Genomic DNA, 17,234 nt, shown 5'->3' on the forward strand with positions numbered 1-17,234 from the left:
GGTCAGGCGGGCTCCAGCTCGGCGGGGGCGTCGCTCTCGAGGGCGAAGGCGGCCTTGAACAGGGCGCGGGTGTAGGGCGTCTGGGGGTTCGCGAAGATCGTCTCCGCGTCGCCCTCCTCGACCACGCGGCCGTTCTGCATGACGATCACGTAGTTGGCGAGCGCCCGCACCACCTTCAGGTCGTGGCTGATGAACAGGTAGGCGAGGCCGCGCTCGCGCTGGAGGTCGCGCAGCAGGGTCACGATCTGCGCCTGGACCGAGCGGTCGAGGGCCGAGGTCGGCTCGTCGAGGACGACGAAGCGGGGATTGAGCACCATCGCCCGCGCGATGGCGATGCGCTGGCGCTGGCCGCCGGAGAACTCGTGCGGGTAGCGGTCCATGGCGGCCGGATCGAGCCCGACATCGGTGAGCGCCTTCGCGACCACGGCCCGGCGCTCCGCCCGGGAGCGCGCCGTGCCCTGGACCACCAGTCCCTCGGCGACGATGTCGGCCACCGACATGCGCGGCGACAGGGAGCCGTAGGGATCCTGGAAGACCACCTGCATGTCCTTCCGCAGCGGGCGCATCTGCGCCGCGCCGTAGCCGTCGATCGCCTTGCCGAGGAAGACGATCGGGCCCTCCGAGCCCGTGAGCCGCAGCAGGGCGAGGCCGAGGGTGGTCTTGCCCGACCCGGACTCGCCCACGACGCCGATGGTCTCGCCGGTCCGGACCCGCAGGGAGACGCCGTCCACGGCCCTGACGTGGCCGGTGACGCGCCGGAGCAGGCCCGACTTCAGCGGGAACCAGACCTTCAGGGGGCCGGCCTCCAGGAGCGGGGCGGCGTCGGCCGGGACGGGGTTGGCCCGGCCCTTCGGCTCGGAGGCGATCAGGCGGCGCGTGTACGCGTGCTGCGGATCCGCGAAGACCGCCTTGGTGGCGCCGGCCTCCACGATCTTGCCCTTCAGCATCACGCAGACGCGATCGGCGATCCGCTCGACGATGCCGAGATCGTGGGTGATGAACAGCATCGCCATGCCGAGGCGCTTCTGCAGGTCGGCGAGCAGCGCCAGGATCTGCGCCTGGACGGTCACGTCGAGGGCCGTGGTCGGCTCGTCGGCGACCAGGAGGTCCGGCTCGCAGGCGAGCGCCATGGCGATCATCACGCGCTGGCGCTGGCCGCCGGAGAGCTCGTGCGGGTAGGCGCCCATGCGCCGCTCGGCGTCGCGCAGGCCCACGAGTTCCAGAAGCTCCAGGATCCGGCGGCGGGCCGCCTTGCCGGCGAGGCCGCGGTGCAGGCCGAGCACCTCGCCGATCTGCCGCTCGATCGTGTGGAGCGGGTTCAACGAGGTCATCGGCTCCTGGAACACCATGGTGATGTCGGCGCCGCGCACGTCCCGCATCGCCCGCTCGGGCAGCCGCGCGAGGTCGCGGCCCGCGAACAGGATCCGCCCGTCCTGGCGGGCCGCGGGGTCGAGGAGGCGCAGGATCGCCAGCGCGGTCACCGACTTGCCGGACCCCGATTCGCCCACGAGCGCGACGGTCTCGCCGCGGCGGATGGTGAAGGAGACGCCGTCGACCGCCACGGTCTCGCCCTCCCGCGCGCGGAACGCCACGGAGAGGTCCTCGACGGCGAGGAGCGGCTGGGGATCGGCCTCTGACATGGACCCCTTATAGCGCGCCCGGCCCCGGACCCTAGCCCGCGCGGACGCCGCACGGGGCGGGCCGGCACGACGCGGCCGGACGGGCGGGCCGGCGGTCCCGGAAGGTCGGCCCGGCGCCCCAGCGCGCCACGGACCTACCGGATCGGCGCCCCGGGATCGATCGCCGGCAGCTCGTTCGCCGGGAGCCCCGTTCCCGCCTGGGCCTGCGGTCCGGCGGCGCCGCGGGCGCGGTTGGCGAGGGCGACGGTCAGGCGCTCGGCGGTCTCGGGCTGCATCACCGCCAGGACCTCGGACATCTTGCGGGGGTTCATGGCCAGCACGATCGGGACCAGCACGTCGAGCCCGAGCCGGTCGAAGACCCGGGCGGCGTCCTTGGGCTTCATCGCCTCGTACATCGTGACGATGTTCTTCAGGGCCTGCTTCTCGGCGTCCTCCTTCGCCTTCGCGGCGGCGTCGACCTTGTCCTCGACCTTCTTGAGGTCGCCGAGCCCGGTCTCGAGCTTGCGCTCGGCCTCGCCCAGCATCTTCTCGCGCAGCTCGAGCTCGTCGCTCTTCTGACGCAGGGCGTCGCGCCGGGCACCGAGCTTCTCCAGGAGCAGGCGCTCGGTGGGCGAGGCCGAGCTCCCGGCCGCGGGCGGTGCGGACTGGGCCGGGGCCGGGGGAGGGGCCGACGGCTGCTCGGGCGCGGCTGCCGGCGCCTCCTTGGCGCCCACCGAACCGGTCGTCACCGGATCGAAGGGCTCGAAGCCGGTGCGCGCCCGGGCGACCGCGCGCCCGTATTCCGGCAGCGCCGCGCTCTCCGGCAGGCCGGCCTGCAGCAGGCTGAGCAGCTTGAGCACGAGCAGCCCACCGGCCGCGAGCGCCACGGCGTCGATGAGGCGCAGCCGAAACTGCCGGACGGGCTTCCGGCGCGCGCGCCGCTCGGGCGTCGCGGCGCGGCGTATCCGCTCCTCGGGATCCGGCTTCGGCGGCGGGATCTTCGGGGCCTTGACCCCGGTCACGCGGCGCGCGCCCGGACGCGGGCGAGGGCGCGCTCGCTCATGGCGAGGGCCGCCGCGGCCGCCACGCCGAGGCGCTCCCCGTTCGGGCTGGCGTGCTCCGGCCGGCGCTCGGCCGGGATCTCCGGCGCGCGCGCCGGCTCGGGGACGGCCTGCGGCGCGGGCCTCGGCTCCGGCGCGGGCTCGGGACGGACCGGCACGGCGCGCATCTGCGCCACGATGGCGCCGATGCGGGTGATCACGCCCTCGCCGGCCTCGACCTGCAGCCGCAGCTCGCCGGCGCGGATCGTGGCGGTCTCCAGGCTCGCGTTCAGGGTGCGGTCGCCCTCGTCGATCGCCGCCCGCAGGCCCGCGATGGCCCGCTCGGCCTTGCCGGTCGCCACCATCAGGTCGCCGATGGTCTGGCGGAGGGCGGCCTCGTCGCCCTTCATCTGGCCGATGCGGCGCGAGAGCCGGAGGGACGTGACGATGGTCGCCGCCAGGAGGACGGCGACCAGGATGTCGGCCGCGAGGGTGACGAAGAGACTCATGACCGGACCCTCATCGGCACTAGTTGTCCGAGCGGTTGTTCATCGAGGCCTCGTAGGCCTGGATCGTCGTGCGCGAGCGGCGCAGCGGCCGGGTGACCTGGACGGCGATGTGGCCGTCGACCCGGCCGATCCGCCCCTGCGTCAGCGCCCAGTCGCCGCAGCGCACGGTGATGAGGTCCGAGGGCTTGGCCTCGAACATCAGCGTCTCGCCGACCTTCAGGCTCATGACCTGCTTCAGCGGCAGCATCATCTCGTGCAGCACCGCGTCCATGGTCACGTCGGCCTGCCAGATCTCGGTGGCGAGATGGCCCTCCCAGACGTGGTCGCGGCCGAGCTTCTCGCCCATGAAGCTCTGGGTCAGCAGCTCCCGGATCGGCTCGATCGTCGCGTAGGGGAACAGGATCTGCAGCATGCCGCCGCGCCCGTCGACGTCGAGGCGCAGGCTGATCAGGATCGCGGCGTTGCCGGGCCGCGTGATGGTGGCGAAGCGGGGGTTGGTCTCGATCCGGTCGATGCCGAAGCTCACGGGCGAGAGCGGCTGGAACGACATCTCGAGATCGCCCAGCACGATCTCGACGAGGCGGCGCACCAGCGTCATCTCGATGGCGGTGAAGGGCCGGCCGTCGAGGCGGCTCGACGAGCCGCCGCGCTTGCCGCCGAGCAGCAGGTCGAAGGTCGCGTAGGCGAGGTTCGAGTCGACCGTGACGAGGCCGGAATTCTCCCACTGCTCGGCCCGGAACACGCCCAGCAGCGTCGGCAGCGGGATCGCGTTCAGGTAGTCGCCGAAGCGCACCGAGGTGATGTTGTCGAGGGTCACCTCGACGTTGTCCTGGAACAGGTTGCGCAGGGAGGTCGACAGCAACCGGATCATCCGGTCGAAGACGATCTCCAGCATCGGCAGGCGTTCGTACTGGACGACGCCCGAATCGACGATGGCCTGCACGCCCCCGGCCCCGGAGGCCGAGAGCTCGCGCATCGAGAAGCCGAGGACGCCGTCGATCTCGTCCTGGTTGAGCACCCGGTCGTTGCCGGCGAGCTCGGGGAGGTTGTCGCTCTCCCCGTCCTCGATCATCGTCGCCCATTCGGCGGCGACGTCGCCCGCGTTGCGCGTGGTGCCCTGCTCGGCGAGCGCCGCGCCCCACTCCTCGGCCAGCGACGTGTCGCCGCCCTCGGCCCCCTGCTCCAGGAGGGCTGCCGACCAGTCGTCCTCGGGGAGTTCGTCCTCGGGTTCCATCAGGCGTGCTCGATCGGGGCCCGGCGCGGCGCGGCGCGCGAAGGACGGGGCAGGGTCGCGGGCGCGCTCACTGGACGATCACGTCCTTGAACAGCACCGCGTCGACCTTGGCGGGGTACAGGGCGATGTTGATCCGGCGCAGAAGCTCCTCGCGCAGCCGGAACAGGCCCATCGAGTTGGTGATGTCGCTGGCGCGCAGCTCGCGCATGTAGACCTGCAGCGCGTCCTCGACCCGCGGCATCAGGGGCTTCACCTCCTCCTCGACCTTGGCGTCCTTCAGCTCCAGCGAGATCCGGACCTTCGCGTACTTGGCCTTGTCCTGGGGCAGCTCGGGAGAGAGGTTGAGGAGCATCTCACGCACGTCGACGAAGACCACGGCCTTCTTGGCGTCCGGGCCGGCGCCCTTGGCGTCGCCGTGCCCGCCGCCATGGCCGCCGCCCTGCGCGGCTTCCTTGCCGTCGCCCTGACCGCCGCCGCGCATCATCAGGAAGGCGCCCGCGCCGCCGCCCGCGATCAGGACCGCGAGGGCCACCATGATCATGAGCTTCTTCTTGCCCTTCGGGGCGCCCTCGGCTTTGGCCTCGCCGTCCTCGGCGGAGGCCTTTTTCGGCGTCTTGGCCATGGAATAATGCTCTCTCGCGGGAGACCGCGCGCCAGGTACACCTGGATATCGGAGCATCACGGTTAACGCGCCGTTAAGGAGGCAATTCCTGCCGGGTCAGGTTTGCCGCGGCGCAGCCCCCGCGCCGCCGCGACACGCGAGCGTCGCTAACCAAGTCCCTGTCACACCGCTAAAATTTGCCGCAGACGGGTTTGGCACAGCGGATGCTGAATGGATCGTTGCCGCCTCCGCGGCCCGCGAGTCCCAGAGTCCACGATGCAGAATGCCCTCTTCGTCGGCGTGTCGAGCCAGATGGCGCTCCAGCGGGAGCTGGACGTGATCGCCAACAACATGGCGAACGTCTCGACCACGGGCTTCAAGGCGCGGAACACCCGCTTCGAGGAATACCTGATGCCGGTGGCGAGCGCGGATTCGTTCGCCCGGCCCGACCGGCGCCTGTCCTACGTCATCGACCAGGGCACCAGCCTCGACCTCGGGCAGGGCCCGATCGAGCAGACCGGCAACCCGCTCAACGTGGCGGTCAAGGGCTCGGCCTTCATCGCCGTGCAGTCGACCCAGGGCGAGCGCTACACCCGGAACGGCGCCTTCGAGCTCGACGCGCAGGGCACGCTCGTCACCAGCGACGGCTACAAGGTCGTGGGCGAGGGCGGCCCGATCAGCATCAACCCGCAGGAGACCGGCCTCGCCATCGGCCCCGACGGCACCGTGTCGACCAACCTCGGCATCCGCGGGCGGATCAAGCTCGTCACCTTCGCCAACCCGCAGCGGCTGACCAACGAGGGGACCAACCTCTACGCCTCGCCGGAGCCCGCCCGCCCCGCCGGGATCGACGGGCGCCTGGAACCCGAGTCGCTGGAGCGCTCCAACGTCCGCCCGGTGATCGAGATGACCCGGCTCATGGACGTGAACCGGACCTACGCCATGGTGTCGAGCATGATCTCGCGCCTCGACGACCTGCGGGGCACGGCGATCCGCCGCCTCGCCGACGTCGCCTGAGGAGGCCTGACCGATGCGCGCCCTCTACTCCGCCGCCACCGGCATGGCGGCCCAGGAACTCAACGTCCAGGTCATCTCCAACAACATCGCGAACCTGCGCACCACCGGCTACAAGCGCCAGCAGGTGCACTTCCAGGATCTGCTCTACCAGAACATGCGCCGGGCCGGCGCCTCGACCTCGCAGCAGAACACCCAGCTCCCGGCGGGCCTCAGCCTCGGCTCGGGCGTGAAGACCACCTCGACGGCCCGCGTGATGTCGCAGGGGACGCTGTCCTCGACCGAGAAGGATTACGACGTCGCGATCCGCGGCGACGGATTCTTCCGGGTGACGCTGCCGGACGGCCGGACCGCCTATTCCCGCGACGGCTCCTTCGACCTCTCGGCCCAGGGCCAGCTCGTCACCCGCGACGGCTACCTGCTCGATCCGGCGATCACCGTGCCGCAGAACGCGACGTCCGTGACGATCAGCGCCACGGGCGTCGTGCAGGCGAACATCCCGGGCCAGACGGCGCCGCAGGCGCTGGGCCAGTTCCAGCTCTCGCGCTTCGTCAACAAGGTCGGCCTCGAGTCGATCGGCGACAACCTGTTCGTCGAGACCGCCGCCTCCGGGCAGGCGATCAGCGGCCTGCCGGGCGCCGACGGCTTCGGCAACCTCCAGCAGAGCTACCTGGAGGAGGCGAACGTGAACGCCGTCACGGAGATCTCGTCCCTGATCGCCGCGCAGCGCGCCTACGAGATGAACTCGAAGGTCGTCACCGCCGCCGACCAGATGCTCTCCACCACTACGCAGATGTTCCGCAGCTAACCGCGCGACCCGCACCCCGCTTCAGGTCCCTGAACATGTATGCCGGCATGCATCCCGACCCGCTCGATCCCGACTTCGAGACCCTCGACCTGCCCCGCATCGCCGCGGGGGCCGGGGACGACATCAGCCCGATCGTGCGGCGCGTCCCGCGGCGGGTGATGCCCCTCGGCGCCGCCGTCATCCTGCGCGCGCTGCTGGCCTTCCTGACCTTCGCGGCCCTCGGCGCCCTGGCGATCCCCGCCATGGCGCGGGCGGAGGGCCTGCGGCTGCGCGGCGACGTCACCGCCCGCGGCGACGTCCTGACGCTGGCCGATCTCGTCGAGGGCGCGCCCGAGCGCCTGGCCACGCGCCCGCTGTTCCGCGCGCCCAGCCTCGGCGCCACCGGGACGATCCAGACCCGCCGCATCCTCGACGCGGCCTCCGCCCTTGGCCTCAGCGGCCTGGAGACCGGCGGCCGGCTGCAGATCGCCGTGCAGCGCGCCGCCCGCCGCCTCGGGCCGCCGGAGATCGAGGCGGCGCTCAAGCGCGGCCTCGAGACCGGCTACGGGCTCAACGCCCAGAACATCGCGGTCCGCCTCGACGGCGACGGACCGACCCTGCTGGCGCCGCTGGACCTCGAAGGGCAGGCCGCGGCCCTGGACCTGACCTACGATTCGCGGACGCGCCGCGTCGCGGGCCTCGTCACCCTCGGCGAGCGGCAGGTCTCGCTGCGCGTCTCCGGCGTGGTCGTGGAGCTGCGCGAGGTGGCGGTGCTCACCCGGAACCTCAACCGCGGCGAGCCGGTGAGAGAGGGCGACGTCGCCCTGGAGCGGCGCCCGCGCGAATCCGTCGCCCCCGACGCGCAGGGCAGCGCCACGACCATCCTCGGCGAGGTCGCGCAGAACACCCTCACGGCCGGCACCGTGCTGCGGGTCACCGACACGGCCCCGCCCGACCTGGTCGCCCGCGGCGAGAACGTGACCATCGTGTACGAGACGCCGAGCATCAGCCTGTCGATGCGCGGCCTGTCGAACGATTCCGGCCGCATGGGCGCCGTCGTCAACGTCGTCAACGTTGCCTCCAAGAAGGTCCTGCAGGCCACCGTGATCGGCCCCGGCCGGGTCTCGGTGAGCCCCAGCCCCGCGGCCCGGCAGGCCGCCGGCGCCGCCCCCGTCCAGGCGACCGCCTCCCTGCGCTGACCGCCCGCCCTGCACGCGTCGAAGAGTGATAGCCCGATGGCCCGTCGCACCGTCCTGAACCCGCTCGCCGCCGCCCTGATCGCCGGCGCGCTCGGCGCCTGCAACACCGCCGACCGCCTCTCGCAGGTCGGCTTGACCCCGGCGCTGTCGGCGATCGAGGACCCGACCGCGCAGCCGGGCTACAAGCCGGTGCGGATGCCGATGCCGGACGTGCAGCCGGTCTCGTACGCGCCGAACTCGCTGTGGCGCACTGGCTCCCGCGCCTTCTTCAAGGACCAGCGCGCCGCCAAGCTCGGCGACATCCTGACCGTGAAGGTCAAGGTCACCGACCAGGCGAACATCAGCAACGAGACCAAGCGTTCCCGGGCCAACACCGAGAGCTTCGGCCTGCCCAACGCCCTGGGCCTGGAGAACAACGCGGTCGGCAAGTCCTTCGGCGTCGGAAGCACCGCGCTGCTCTCCGCCACCTCGGCCATGGCCAATGACGGGGCCGGCTCGGTCCAGCGCACCGAGTCCGTCCTGACGAACGTCGCCGCGGTGGTGACCCAGGTCCTGCCCAACGGCAACCTCGTGGTCGAGGGCAAGCAGGAGATCCGGGTCAATTTCGAGGTGCGCGAGATGATCGTCGCCGGCGTGGTGCGGCCGGAGGACATCGAGTCCGACAACACCATCGACTCGGCCAAGATCGCCCAGGCGCGCATCGCCTACGGCGGCCGGGGCCAGATCACCGACGTGCAGCAGCCGCGCTACGGCCAGCAGCTCGTCGACATCCTGCTGCCGTTCTGAGGCACCTCAGGACGGCTCCTCCGGCTCCGGCCCGCGCGTCACGTCGAGGCCGGAGCCCGCGCCGGGGGGCGGGCCGACCTTGACCGGCGCGCCGGTGCGGGCGGCCTCGTAGATCGCCTCCATCAGGACCTGGTCCTGCAGCCCCTCCTCGCCGGGCGTGCGGGGCCGCAGGTTCTCCTGGATGCACCGCGCGAAGTGGTCCAGCTCCAGGGCGAACTGGTTCTTCGGGCTCAGGACCTTCTCGTCCCGGGCGGCGTTCCTGCCGTCGCGGTGGCCGATGTAGAGACGCTGGCCCTGGTAGGCGAAGGCGTTCTGGAGATCGACGGAGGCGGTCCCGGTGTGCAGGGTCAGGCTCCGCGCCTCGTAGACCCCGTAGCTCGTCAGGCACTGGGCGATCACGCCGGACGGGAAGTGGAGGGTGAAGCTCGCCGTCTCCTCGACCTCGCGGTACTTGGGATCGTCCGGCGGCGAGTGGATCTGGGCCTGGATCAGGTTCGGCTCCTCGCCGAGAACCGCGCGGGCGGTGTTCAGGCAGTAGAGCCCGATATCCGGCAGCGAGCCGCCGCCCGCCAGCGCCTTCCGCAGGCGCCACTGCTCCGGCAGACCCGTGGTCTGGCCGTTGAAGGCCTGGATCAGCCGCGGCCGGCCGAACTCGCCCGAACGCGCGAGCTTGATCACGGCCCGGTTGTGGGGCTCGTACTGGCACCGGTAGGCGATCATCAGCTTGACGCCGGCCTTCGCGCAGGCCGCGATCATCTCCCGGCACTCGTCCGAGGTCACGGCCATCGGCTTCTCGCAGAGCACCTGCTTGCCGGCCGCGGCGGCCGCCACGACGTTGTCCCGGTGCACGCCGTTCGGCGTGACGATGTAGACCGCCTGGACGTCGGGGTTGGCCTTCAGGCGATCCCACGCGTCGTAGCCGTAGACGGCGTCGTCCGGCAGCCCGTACTGCCGCGCCACGAGCTTCGCCTTGTCGGGCGAGCCCGACATCACCGCCGCGAGACGGGCGCGCTTGGACTCACCGAAGGCCGGCAGGATCTCGTCGAGGCTCAGGCGCCCGAGACCCACCACGCAGTAGCCGACGCGCTGGCCCGGCGGCTGCGGCGCCGGGCTCGGGGCGGGCGGCCGGTCGCCCGGCCCGCGCCAGTTCGGGAACATCACCTTTCCGCCCTGCACGGCGCCGGTATCGGCCGGGACCGAAGGAGCCGGCGGGGCGGCCGGCGGGGCGGCCTGCGCGCCGCCGCCGGCCGCGGCGCCGGCCAGGGCGCCCCCGGCCGCGAGGAGAGTGCGTCGTGAGAGCCGGGTGTCGTCCGCCATGTGCCTCGCCGTGTCGCCGGATCGGGAGGGCCGCGCCTGGGACGCCGCCCGCGCCGGGAGCCGCCGGATGGCGGGACCGCGCCCTCAGTGAACGCGACCCGGCTCGTGGCTGTTTCCGTCGAGGAGCGCGGCGCGCAGACGCGCCACCTCCGCCTCGCTGGCGGCGAGCCGGCGCGCGACCGCCTCGGGCTCCGTCGCCGCGCGGGTCTCGGCGAAGCCGAGGCCGACCGACTCGCCCGCGCGCCAGGCCACGAAGGCGCGCCTGGCCTCACCGCGACAGGGGATGAACAGCTCGACGCAGTCGGGGAGCACGGCCTCCGCCGGCAGCCGGACCCGCGCCCCGTCGAGGGACACGTCGCGGACCGTGCAGTCGATCTCCGGGAGGAAGGCCGCGACGCGCAGCCGCCCGCCCAGGCAGACGCGGCGTCGGGCAGTGCGGCGGCGCTCGACCACGATCGTCTGACCCTGACGGTTTCGGTTGCGGGGACAACCGCCATCCAGCCCAAACGGCCCCCGCCCGTCCACCTTAACCGTCTGTTTACCTTAACGGCGGCCTCAGGCGGGCGGCGGCGGGTCGGGCGCCTCGACCTCGCCGCGGCGCTGCAGTTGCAGGGCGACGAACCAGCACAGGGACGCCCAGGCGGCGCCGATGCACCAGCCGGCCAGGACGTCGCTCGGCCAGTGCACGCCGAGATAGATGCGGCTGATGCCGACGAGCAGCGTCACGCTCACCCCGAGCGCCAGGACCAGCGCCTTGGCGCGGCGGTTGCGCTCGATCCGGGCGATCAGGGTCGCCAGGGTCAGGTAGGCGATCGCCGACATGGTGGCGTGGCCGCTCGGGAAGCTCGCCGTGAACACCTCCATGCCGTGGGGCACGAGGTCAGGCCGGGGCCGATGGTAGAAGATCTTCAGCACCGTCGAGACCAGCTCGCCGCTCCCCACCGCGGCGAGGACGTAGAGACCGATGCGTCGGCGCCCGGACACGCCGAGATAGGCCGCCACCGCGCAGGTCAGGAACAGCACGGTGAAGACGCTGCCGAGCCCGGTGATGTCGCGCATCGCCTCCTCGAGCCAGGGCGGCCCGATCGGGTCGGCGAGATCGGCGGGGTTGCGCAGGGCGAGCAGGATCCGCCGGTCGAGGGCCGCGGTGGAGCCCTCGCCGACCTCGTGGGCGAGGTAGAAGAACCCGTAGCCAAGGATGCTCAGGCAGAGCAGGGCGACGAGGGGACCGACCTCGTTCAGGCGCAACCGCAGCCAGACCGCCATCGCGGGCTCGATCAGCCGGTTCTGCCGCAGGTTGCCCGGCGCCCTCATGGCGCGGTCTCCCGGTGCGCGTCGACATCCATCAGGCATTCTCTCCGAAGGGCAGGCGGGCGACGGCGTCCCAGGGGCCGCCGCGGTAGCGCCAGAGCAGGGTGCCGGGGGCGGTGAACCGGAACGGCACGAACCCCGCCGACAGGTCGGCGTGCAGCGCCCGGGCCGTGTCCGGCGACACCTTGTTCTGCACCGTGACGTGCGGGCGCCAGCCTTGCCGGTCCTGGGCGGTGAGGTGGGCCGCGAATTCCTGCGCGAGGCGGCCCCGGAAGCGCGCCAGCGCGTCGGAGTCGAGCGCGTAGGCGACGCCGCGGCCGGTGAAGCGCAGGCCGGTCACCGCGACCTCCGGCGGCGGCACCGTGCGGGCGAGGGCGGTGATCGCCTCGATCACGCCCCGCTCCCGGTCGCCCGGCAGGTGGTGGAACAGGGTCGCGTGCGCCGGGATGCGGTTCAGGGCTTCCGGGAAGTGGCGGCGCCGCTCGCCGTCGAACCGCGCGAAAGTCGGCTCGTCGAAGGCGAGCGTCAGGATCAGGGGGTCCGTGTCGGTCATCGGGGCCAGATGGCGCCCGCGGGCGCTCAGGTCCAGTACAGGATCCGCGCGGCCGGCAGGTCGCGGGCGAGGCAGGCGGTGAGATGGGCGCGCATCGCCTGCATCAGGGGCTTCGGGAAGACGTGCTTCACCGAGCCGAACTTGGTGCGCTTCTCGACGCGCTCCGCCTCGTCCAGCGGCAGGTCCGAGCCGGGATACCAGCCGCGCAGCACCGCCTTCGAGCCCGGCGTGAACCGGTGGGTGATGAGTTCGGCGGTGAGGTCGAGATCGGGCACGCCGGCCAGCGCGTCGGCGGCGGCGCGGACCAGCCCGGCATAGGCGTCCTCCCAGTCCGGGACCGGCAGGATCGGCGCGACGGTCAGGCCGACCGGGTAGCCGGCCCGCGCCGCCGCCGCCAGGGCGGCGAGCCGCGCGTCGAGGGGATCGGTGCCGCCCTCGTAATGCGCGGCCGCCCGCGGATTGACCGAGAAGCGGATGCGCGTGCGCCGGTTGTGCGGCAGGTCAAGGAGGGGTTCGACCGCGGCGAACTTGGTGGTGAAGCGCAGCTGCACCGGCGCGTCCCAGGCGCCGAAATGCCGGATCGCCGCCGAGAGCGAGCCGGTCAGGTGCTCGATGCCGAGGGGATCGGTGTAGCAGGACGCCTCGAAGGTGGTCCCCTCCCGCGCCCGCTCGGCGGAGGCCGACGTCACCGCGCCACGCCCCGCATAGTCCGCGAGGTTGTCGAGGATCGCCGCCAGATTGGCGTAGGCGCGGGTCACCGGCGGCCCGGACAGAGAGCCCGCGAGGTAGCAGTACTGGCAATGGGCCGGGCAGCCCTCGGCGAGGTCGAAGCGCCAGTCGGCCGAGGGCGGGATCGGCTGCAGTCGCAGCTTGGTCGGCGGGGCGACCGTCAGCGCGAGGGTCGCCTTGGCGGCCGCGTAGGCGCGCCGAGGATCCGGCTCGCGCGGGCTCGGCAGGCGGTTGGACACCAGCCGCTCCACCGGCAGGCCCAGCGCCTCGGCGCGGGCCAGCATGGCCCGCCCGTGGGCGTGCTCCAGGGCGGCGGGCATGACCAGCACGCGGCGCGGGCGCCACAGCCGCGCCGGGCGGATGGGCTCCGGGCCGGCGGGCTCCAGGCCGCCGGGTTGCTCCGGGCGATCGCGGGTCTGGACGGCCGGTGCGGGCGAGGGCGTCATGCCTGACGAACGCGCGGTCCCGGTGCCGGGTCCGGCCTAGTCGCCCGCTCGCGGTGCGGCTAAAGCACCGTCATGTCTGCAGGCAGGGAGAGCGTACATGTCGGCCGCGACGGCTGGTTATTCCTCATCGGGGGGACCAACCGGGTCATGGACCGGTATCGCGGCGGCCTGCGGCACTGGCTGCTGCTGCGCGGCTGGACACGGCTGATCAAGGCCCGCGCGCGGCGGGCCGAGAGCCTCGGCATCCGCTGCCTGCACGTGATCGTGCCGGAGAAGCTGTCGGTCTACGACGACAAGACCGACGGCCTGCGCTACGCCCCCGGCAAGGCCTCGACCCGGCGGCTGGCCCGGAGCCTCGCCCGGCATCCGGCCTATCTCGACCTTCTCGCCCCGCTCCGCGCCGCCCGGAACGGGCCGGTGCCGCTCTACCTGCGCACCGACACGCACTGGACCGCGCAGGGCTGCCTGCTGGCCTACCGCGCGATCATGCGGGCGCTCGGGGCGATCCCGCCGGCCGACATCGGCGCGCGTCCGGGCATCGTCTCGGACCAGCTCATGGATCTCGGCGAGAAGTTGCCGGAGCGGCCACGCGAGCGCCTGGAACGGTTCATGCTGCAGCGCGACGCGTCGCGGGTCGAGACCGGGCCGCTGCTCGCCGCCTACGAGGCGGAAGGGCGCGACCGGGAGGTGCATGTCGGCGCGCATGTCGTCTATCGGAACGCGTCACCGGCGGCCGATCCGCGCCGGCTCGTCCTGTTCGGCGATTCCTGCGCCCACTTCGACCCGTTCCTGCTGACCGGGCTGCTCGCCGAGAGCTTCAGCGAGGTGCACTTCGTCTGGTCGTCGAGCCTCGACTGGGCCTATATCGAGCGGATCCGCGCCGACATCCTTCTGTTCGAAATCGCCGAGCGCTTCCTCGCCAAGCTCCCGAAGGACGATTTCGACGTGGCCGTCGCCGGTCAGCGCGGGACCGGCGGCCGCCTTGCGAAGCTCCGGACCGGCGGCCTCGACGCCGTCGGCCGCGGGGCGAAGCCTCAGTAGATGGCCTGATCCAGGCGGGCGAAGTCGGCGACGCTCGCCGCCTGATACTTCGCGAAGGATTCCGGCGCGCAGGCGATGCCGATCATCAGGACGAGGAGCGTCGCGAGGCACGCGAGCGTCGCGGTGACCACGTCGGCGTGGCGCCGCAGGGCGTGGATCACCAGGCACCCGAACGTGAACAGGGCCGCCTCGGCGACGGGCACCAGCGCGAACGACATCACATCACCTCCATCGATCCCCCACCGGATCGGGCAGCTGCGGCACGCGCACGGCGACGGGTGGGTGACGCGAGACATGGCGGACTTTGCTGCACCGCAACAGACAGGCGGGCGCAGGCCTGCCTTGCGTGGCGTTCGCGGGCGGACGCGTCCCTTCACACCGACCGCGCGAGGCCCATCTCGGTCGGACCTTTCGGACAGGCGGAGACGACGATGGGCCTCCTCGTAGACGGCATCTGGCGCGACCAGTGGTACGACACCGCCGCGACGGGCGGCCGCTTCGAGCGCAAGGCCTCGGCCTTCCGCAACTGGGTCACCGCCGACGGGTCGGCGGGCCCCTCCGGCGCGGGCGGCTTCCGCGGCGAGCCGGGGCGCTACCATCTCTACGTGTCCCTGGCCTGTCCGTGGGCGCACCGCACGCTGATCGGCCGGACGCTCAAGGGGCTGGAGGACGCGATCTCCGTCTCGGTGGTCGACCCGCACATGGGCGCGGAGGGCTGGGTCTTCGGCGACACGCCGGGCGCGACGCCCGACCCGATCCACGGCGCCCGGCGCCTCTACGAGGTCTACCTGGCGGCGGACCCGTCCTACAGCGGCCGGGTCACCGTCCCGACCCTCTGGGACCGGGAGCGGGACACCATCGTGTCGAACGAATCCGCCGAGATCCTGCGGATGCTGAACGACGCCTTCGGGGGCACCGGCCCCGACCTCTATCCCCCGGACCTGCGCGCCGAGATCGACGCCGTGAACGGCCGCGTCTACGACCGCGTGAACAACGGCGTCTACATGGCCGGCTTCGCGACGACGCAGGAGGCCTACGCCCAGGCCTTCGAAGCCCTGTTCGCGGAACTCGACGCGCTCGAGGCGCGCCTCGACCGGAGCCGCTACCTCTGCGGGGACCGGCTGACCGAGGCCGACATCCGGCTGTTCACGACGCTGGTGCGGTTCGACGCGGTCTATGTCGGGCACTTCAAGTGCAACAGGCGCCGGATCGCCGACTACCCGAACCTGTCGAACTACCTCCGCGACCTCTACGCGCTGCCGGGCGTCGCGCCGACCGTGAACCTCACCCACATCAAGCGGCACTATTACGAGAGCCATCCGACCATCAATCCGACGGGGATCGTGCCCCTCGGGCCGGACCTCGACCTCGCCGCGCCGAACGACCGGGCCCTGCGGTTCGCGGGCTAGCGGGCCGCCCCGCCCGGCGTCCCTTCCGCGCCCGTGCGGGTGGGTTGAGGGCGTCCGGCGCGTCCGCGACACACCTCCCGTCGCGCCGGTCCGGGCGCCGTGCCCCTCGACGGCGTGCGCCGCGCGCCTAGTTCGGCTCTCAACCGGAGGATGCCCGACACGCCATGACCAACAGCCTGCGCCTCGCGCTGCTCTGCGCCCTCGTCAGCCTGCCCTCCGCGGCCCGCGCCCAGGCGGCGCTGCGGCTGGAAGGGACCTGCGAGAAGCTCGTCATCGGCACGCAGGACCTGAGTGCGGCCTGCAGCAACGTCCTGACGAACGCGGTGAGCCGCAACCGCACGAGCTTCGACTTCACGACCTCCGACGGTCAGACCCTCAGCTTCAGCGGCAACGGCGCCCAGCAGGAGGCCACCGAGGAGACCGATCCGCTGCAGCCGATCAACGTCGTCACCACGGGCAAGGACGGCGCCCCGATCCTCGCGATCGGCGCCTGCCGCTTCTCGACCCCGGAAGCCGGGCGCACCGCGATCACCTGCGAGGCCAGCACCGCCGACGGGCGTCCCTTCGCCGGCACCTTCGTGACCGCCGCCAAGGCGGCGGCGGGCGCGCCGGCCGCCGCGCCGCCGCGCTGAGGATCCGGCCCTCCGGGCTGGTCAGACCGGGGCGGAAGCCCCATTTAAGGCGCTCCACGAAAAAGGTTCCGAAGCCAGACCGATGCTCAACGAAACCCTCGCTGCGGGCGGTACCCCGGCCGGCGACACCGGCTCCCTCATCAAGGACACGACCACCGCGAGCTTCCGTCAGGATGTCATCGCCGAGTCGATGAACCGGCCGGTCCTGGTCGATTTCTGGGCGCCCTGGTGCGGGCCCTGCAAGCAGCTCACGCCGGTCCTGGAGAAGGTCGTCCGGGAAGCCGCGGGCGCGGTCGTCCTCGCGAAGATGAACATCGACGAGCATCCCTCGATCGCCGGTCAGCTCGGCATCCAGTCGATCCCGGCGGTCATCGTCTTCCAGAAGGGCCAGCCGGTCGACGGCTTCATGGGCGCGGTCCCGGAGAGCCAGATCAAGGAGCTGATCGCGCGCGTGGCCGGTCCGCAGCAGGACCCGCTGGAGGCGGCCCTCGCCGACGCGGCGGCCCTGATCCAGGAAGGCGACCTCGCCGGCGCCGCCGAGATCTACGCGGCGGTGCTGGAGCAGCAGCCCGACAACGTCACCGCGCTGGCCGGCCTCGCCAAGATGCAGCTCGACGCGGGCGAGATCGAGAACGCCAAGCGCGTCCTGGCGATGGTTCCGGAGGCGAAGGCCGGCGACCCGGCGCTCGTCGGCATCCGCGCCGCCCTGGAACTCGCCGAGCAGGCGGCGTCGCTGGGCGACCTCGCGGGCCTGCAGCGCGAGGTCGAGGCCAACCCGGACGCCCACCAGGCGCGGTTCGACCTCGCGCTCGGGCTCGCCGCCCGGGGCGAGCGCGGCCAGGCGGTCGATCACCTGATCGAGCTGCGCAAGCGCGACAAGGACTGGAACGAGGACGGTGCGCGCAAGCAGCTGCTGCAATTTTTCGAGGCCTGGGGCGTGATGGACCCCGACACGATCCGCGGCCGGCGCAAGCTCTCGGCACTTCTGTTCTCGTGAGGCACCGGCT

General features: G+C 72.4%; 19 protein-coding genes. 8 read left to right on the forward strand and 11 right to left on the reverse strand.

Annotated features, from left to right (window positions below; all coding sequences use genetic code 11):
• Nucleotides 1-2: 2 nt before the first annotated feature.
• From ACQKQD_RS08705 to fliL, 5 genes are all read right to left on the reverse strand, one after another.
• The gene (locus ACQKQD_RS08705) at nt 3-1,640 is read right to left on the reverse strand and encodes an ABC transporter ATP-binding protein (protein ID WP_427508114.1); all 1,638 of its coding nucleotides are present in this window, start codon (nt 1,638-1,640) and stop codon (nt 3-5) included.
• 134 nt (nt 1,641-1,774) lie between these two features.
• Nucleotides 1,775-2,641: a MotE family protein gene (locus tag ACQKQD_RS08710; protein ID WP_427508115.1), complete on the reverse strand. Its 867-nt coding sequence runs from the start codon at nt 2,639-2,641 to the stop codon at nt 1,775-1,777.
• Nucleotides 2,638-3,168 carry a DUF6468 domain-containing protein gene (locus ACQKQD_RS08715; protein ID WP_427508116.1) on the reverse strand — a complete coding sequence of 177 codons (531 nt, stop codon included), beginning with the start codon at nt 3,166-3,168 and terminating at the stop codon, nt 2,638-2,640. Before ACQKQD_RS08715 ends, ACQKQD_RS08710 begins: the two co-directional genes overlap by 4 nt.
• A gap of 19 nt (nt 3,169-3,187) precedes the next feature.
• Nucleotides 3,188-4,405, reverse strand: coding sequence for a flagellar motor switch protein FliM (gene fliM, locus ACQKQD_RS08720; RefSeq protein WP_091681367.1), 1,218 nt, complete (start codon nt 4,403-4,405; stop codon nt 3,188-3,190).
• A 64-nt stretch (nt 4,406-4,469) separates the two neighbouring features.
• Nucleotides 4,470-5,024, reverse strand: coding sequence for a flagellar basal body-associated protein FliL (gene fliL, locus ACQKQD_RS08725; RefSeq protein WP_020093627.1), 555 nt, complete (start codon nt 5,022-5,024; stop codon nt 4,470-4,472).
• A 255-nt stretch (nt 5,025-5,279) separates the two neighbouring features.
• Between fliL and flgF the strand changes: the two genes are divergently transcribed.
• The 4 genes from flgF to flgH are packed head-to-tail and all read left to right on the forward strand — an operon-like array spanning nt 5,280 to nt 8,789.
• The gene (gene flgF, locus ACQKQD_RS08730; protein WP_427508117.1) at nt 5,280-6,020 is read left to right on the forward strand and encodes a flagellar basal-body rod protein FlgF; all 741 of its coding nucleotides are present in this window, start codon (nt 5,280-5,282) and stop codon (nt 6,018-6,020) included.
• Between the two features lie 13 nt (nt 6,021-6,033).
• Nucleotides 6,034-6,825 (forward strand): flagellar basal-body rod protein FlgG, encoded by a 792-nt coding sequence (gene flgG, locus ACQKQD_RS08735; RefSeq protein WP_020093629.1) that lies wholly within the window; start codon nt 6,034-6,036, stop codon nt 6,823-6,825.
• A 35-nt stretch (nt 6,826-6,860) separates the two neighbouring features.
• A complete protein-coding gene (gene flgA / locus ACQKQD_RS08740; RefSeq protein ID WP_427508118.1) occupies nt 6,861-8,003 on the forward strand; it encodes a flagellar basal body P-ring formation chaperone FlgA in 1,143 nt (380 codons plus the stop codon).
• 36 nt (nt 8,004-8,039) lie between these two features.
• The gene (gene flgH / locus ACQKQD_RS08745; protein ID WP_020093631.1) at nt 8,040-8,789 is read left to right on the forward strand and encodes a flagellar basal body L-ring protein FlgH; all 750 of its coding nucleotides are present in this window, start codon (nt 8,040-8,042) and stop codon (nt 8,787-8,789) included.
• 6 nt (nt 8,790-8,795) lie between these two features.
• Here flgH and ACQKQD_RS08750 read toward each other — a convergent pair whose 3' ends face one another.
• The 5 genes from ACQKQD_RS08750 to ACQKQD_RS08770 all read right to left on the reverse strand — a co-directional run bounded on the left by ACQKQD_RS08750 (nt 8,796) and on the right by ACQKQD_RS08770 (nt 13,019).
• Nucleotides 8,796-10,106 (reverse strand): Gfo/Idh/MocA family protein, encoded by a 1,311-nt coding sequence (locus tag ACQKQD_RS08750; RefSeq protein WP_427508119.1) that lies wholly within the window; start codon nt 10,104-10,106, stop codon nt 8,796-8,798.
• An 84-nt stretch (nt 10,107-10,190) separates the two neighbouring features.
• Nucleotides 10,191-10,559: a PilZ domain-containing protein gene (locus ACQKQD_RS08755; RefSeq protein WP_205833389.1), complete on the reverse strand. Its 369-nt coding sequence runs from the start codon at nt 10,557-10,559 to the stop codon at nt 10,191-10,193.
• 102 nt (nt 10,560-10,661) lie between these two features.
• Complete coding sequence (locus tag ACQKQD_RS08760; protein WP_020093634.1) at nt 10,662-11,420, reverse strand: phosphatase PAP2 family protein; 759 nt, start codon at nt 11,418-11,420, stop codon at nt 10,662-10,664.
• A gap of 31 nt (nt 11,421-11,451) precedes the next feature.
• Nucleotides 11,452-11,970 (reverse strand): 2'-5' RNA ligase family protein, encoded by a 519-nt coding sequence (locus ACQKQD_RS08765; protein WP_091681352.1) that lies wholly within the window; start codon nt 11,968-11,970, stop codon nt 11,452-11,454.
• 26 nt (nt 11,971-11,996) lie between these two features.
• Entirely contained in the window at nt 11,997-13,019 is a 1,023-nt protein-coding gene (locus ACQKQD_RS08770) for a radical SAM protein (RefSeq protein WP_427508291.1), read from the reverse strand.
• Nucleotides 13,020-13,217: 198 nt separating this feature from the next.
• Here ACQKQD_RS08770 and ACQKQD_RS08775 point away from each other — a divergent pair, with 198 nt between their 5' ends.
• Complete coding sequence (locus tag ACQKQD_RS08775) at nt 13,218-14,186, forward strand: alginate O-acetyltransferase AlgX-related protein (RefSeq protein ID WP_100252661.1); 969 nt, start codon at nt 13,218-13,220, stop codon at nt 14,184-14,186.
• On the opposite strand, the gene ACQKQD_RS08780 is transcribed toward ACQKQD_RS08775, so the two are convergent.
• Nucleotides 14,180-14,404, reverse strand: a complete 225-nt coding sequence (locus ACQKQD_RS08780) for a hypothetical protein (RefSeq protein ID WP_042671783.1) — start codon at nt 14,402-14,404, stop codon at nt 14,180-14,182. The genes ACQKQD_RS08775 and ACQKQD_RS08780 overlap by 7 nt on opposite strands.
• Before the next feature lie 213 nt (nt 14,405-14,617).
• Between ACQKQD_RS08780 and ACQKQD_RS08785 the strand changes: the two genes are divergently transcribed.
• The 3 genes from ACQKQD_RS08785 (at nt 14,618) to trxA (ending at nt 17,224) form a co-directional block, all read left to right on the forward strand.
• Nucleotides 14,618-15,595, forward strand: a complete 978-nt coding sequence (locus ACQKQD_RS08785; RefSeq protein WP_427508120.1) for a glutathione S-transferase family protein — start codon at nt 14,618-14,620, stop codon at nt 15,593-15,595.
• A 164-nt stretch (nt 15,596-15,759) separates the two neighbouring features.
• Nucleotides 15,760-16,227 carry a hypothetical protein gene (locus ACQKQD_RS08790; protein ID WP_020093640.1) on the forward strand — a complete coding sequence of 156 codons (468 nt, stop codon included), beginning with the start codon at nt 15,760-15,762 and terminating at the stop codon, nt 16,225-16,227.
• Nucleotides 16,228-16,309: 82 nt separating this feature from the next.
• Nucleotides 16,310-17,224, forward strand: coding sequence for a thioredoxin (gene trxA, locus ACQKQD_RS08795; RefSeq protein WP_056525487.1), 915 nt, complete (start codon nt 16,310-16,312; stop codon nt 17,222-17,224).
• The last annotated feature ends 10 nt before the right edge of the window (nt 17,225-17,234 follow it).

Origin of the sequence: Methylobacterium sp. NPDC080182 (assembly GCF_050281105.1) — a bacterium.
In the GTDB taxonomy this organism is placed as follows: Bacteria; Pseudomonadota; Alphaproteobacteria; order Rhizobiales; family Beijerinckiaceae; genus Methylobacterium.

Coding starts and splice junctions, on each gene's coding strand:
- ACQKQD_RS08705 (WP_427508114.1), bottom strand. CDS start 1,640: ATGTCAGAGGCCGATCCCCAGCCGCTCCTCGCCGTCGAGGACCTCTCC.
- ACQKQD_RS08715 (WP_427508116.1), bottom strand. CDS start 3,168: ATGAGTCTCTTCGTCACCCTCGCGGCCGACATCCTGGTCGCCGTCCTC.
- fliL (WP_020093627.1), bottom strand. CDS start 5,024: ATGGCCAAGACGCCGAAAAAGGCCTCCGCCGAGGACGGCGAGGCCAAA.
- flgF (WP_427508117.1), top strand. CDS start 5,280: ATGCAGAATGCCCTCTTCGTCGGCGTGTCGAGCCAGATGGCGCTCCAG.
- flgG (WP_020093629.1), top strand. CDS start 6,034: ATGCGCGCCCTCTACTCCGCCGCCACCGGCATGGCGGCCCAGGAACTC.
- flgA (WP_427508118.1), top strand. CDS start 6,861: ATGTATGCCGGCATGCATCCCGACCCGCTCGATCCCGACTTCGAGACC.
- flgH (WP_020093631.1), top strand. CDS start 8,040: ATGGCCCGTCGCACCGTCCTGAACCCGCTCGCCGCCGCCCTGATCGCC.
- ACQKQD_RS08750 (WP_427508119.1), bottom strand. CDS start 10,106: ATGGCGGACGACACCCGGCTCTCACGACGCACTCTCCTCGCGGCCGGG.
- ACQKQD_RS08760 (WP_020093634.1), bottom strand. CDS start 11,420: ATGAGGGCGCCGGGCAACCTGCGGCAGAACCGGCTGATCGAGCCCGCG.
- ACQKQD_RS08765 (WP_091681352.1), bottom strand. CDS start 11,970: ATGACCGACACGGACCCCCTGATCCTGACGCTCGCCTTCGACGAGCCG.
- ACQKQD_RS08770 (WP_427508291.1), bottom strand. CDS start 13,019: ATGCCCGCCGCCCTGGAGCACGCCCACGGGCGGGCCATGCTGGCCCGC.
- ACQKQD_RS08775 (WP_100252661.1), top strand. CDS start 13,218: ATGTCTGCAGGCAGGGAGAGCGTACATGTCGGCCGCGACGGCTGGTTA.
- ACQKQD_RS08780 (WP_042671783.1), bottom strand. CDS start 14,404: ATGTCGTTCGCGCTGGTGCCCGTCGCCGAGGCGGCCCTGTTCACGTTC.
- ACQKQD_RS08785 (WP_427508120.1), top strand. CDS start 14,618: ATGGGCCTCCTCGTAGACGGCATCTGGCGCGACCAGTGGTACGACACC.
- ACQKQD_RS08790 (WP_020093640.1), top strand. CDS start 15,760: ATGACCAACAGCCTGCGCCTCGCGCTGCTCTGCGCCCTCGTCAGCCTG.
- trxA (WP_056525487.1), top strand. CDS start 16,310: ATGCTCAACGAAACCCTCGCTGCGGGCGGTACCCCGGCCGGCGACACC.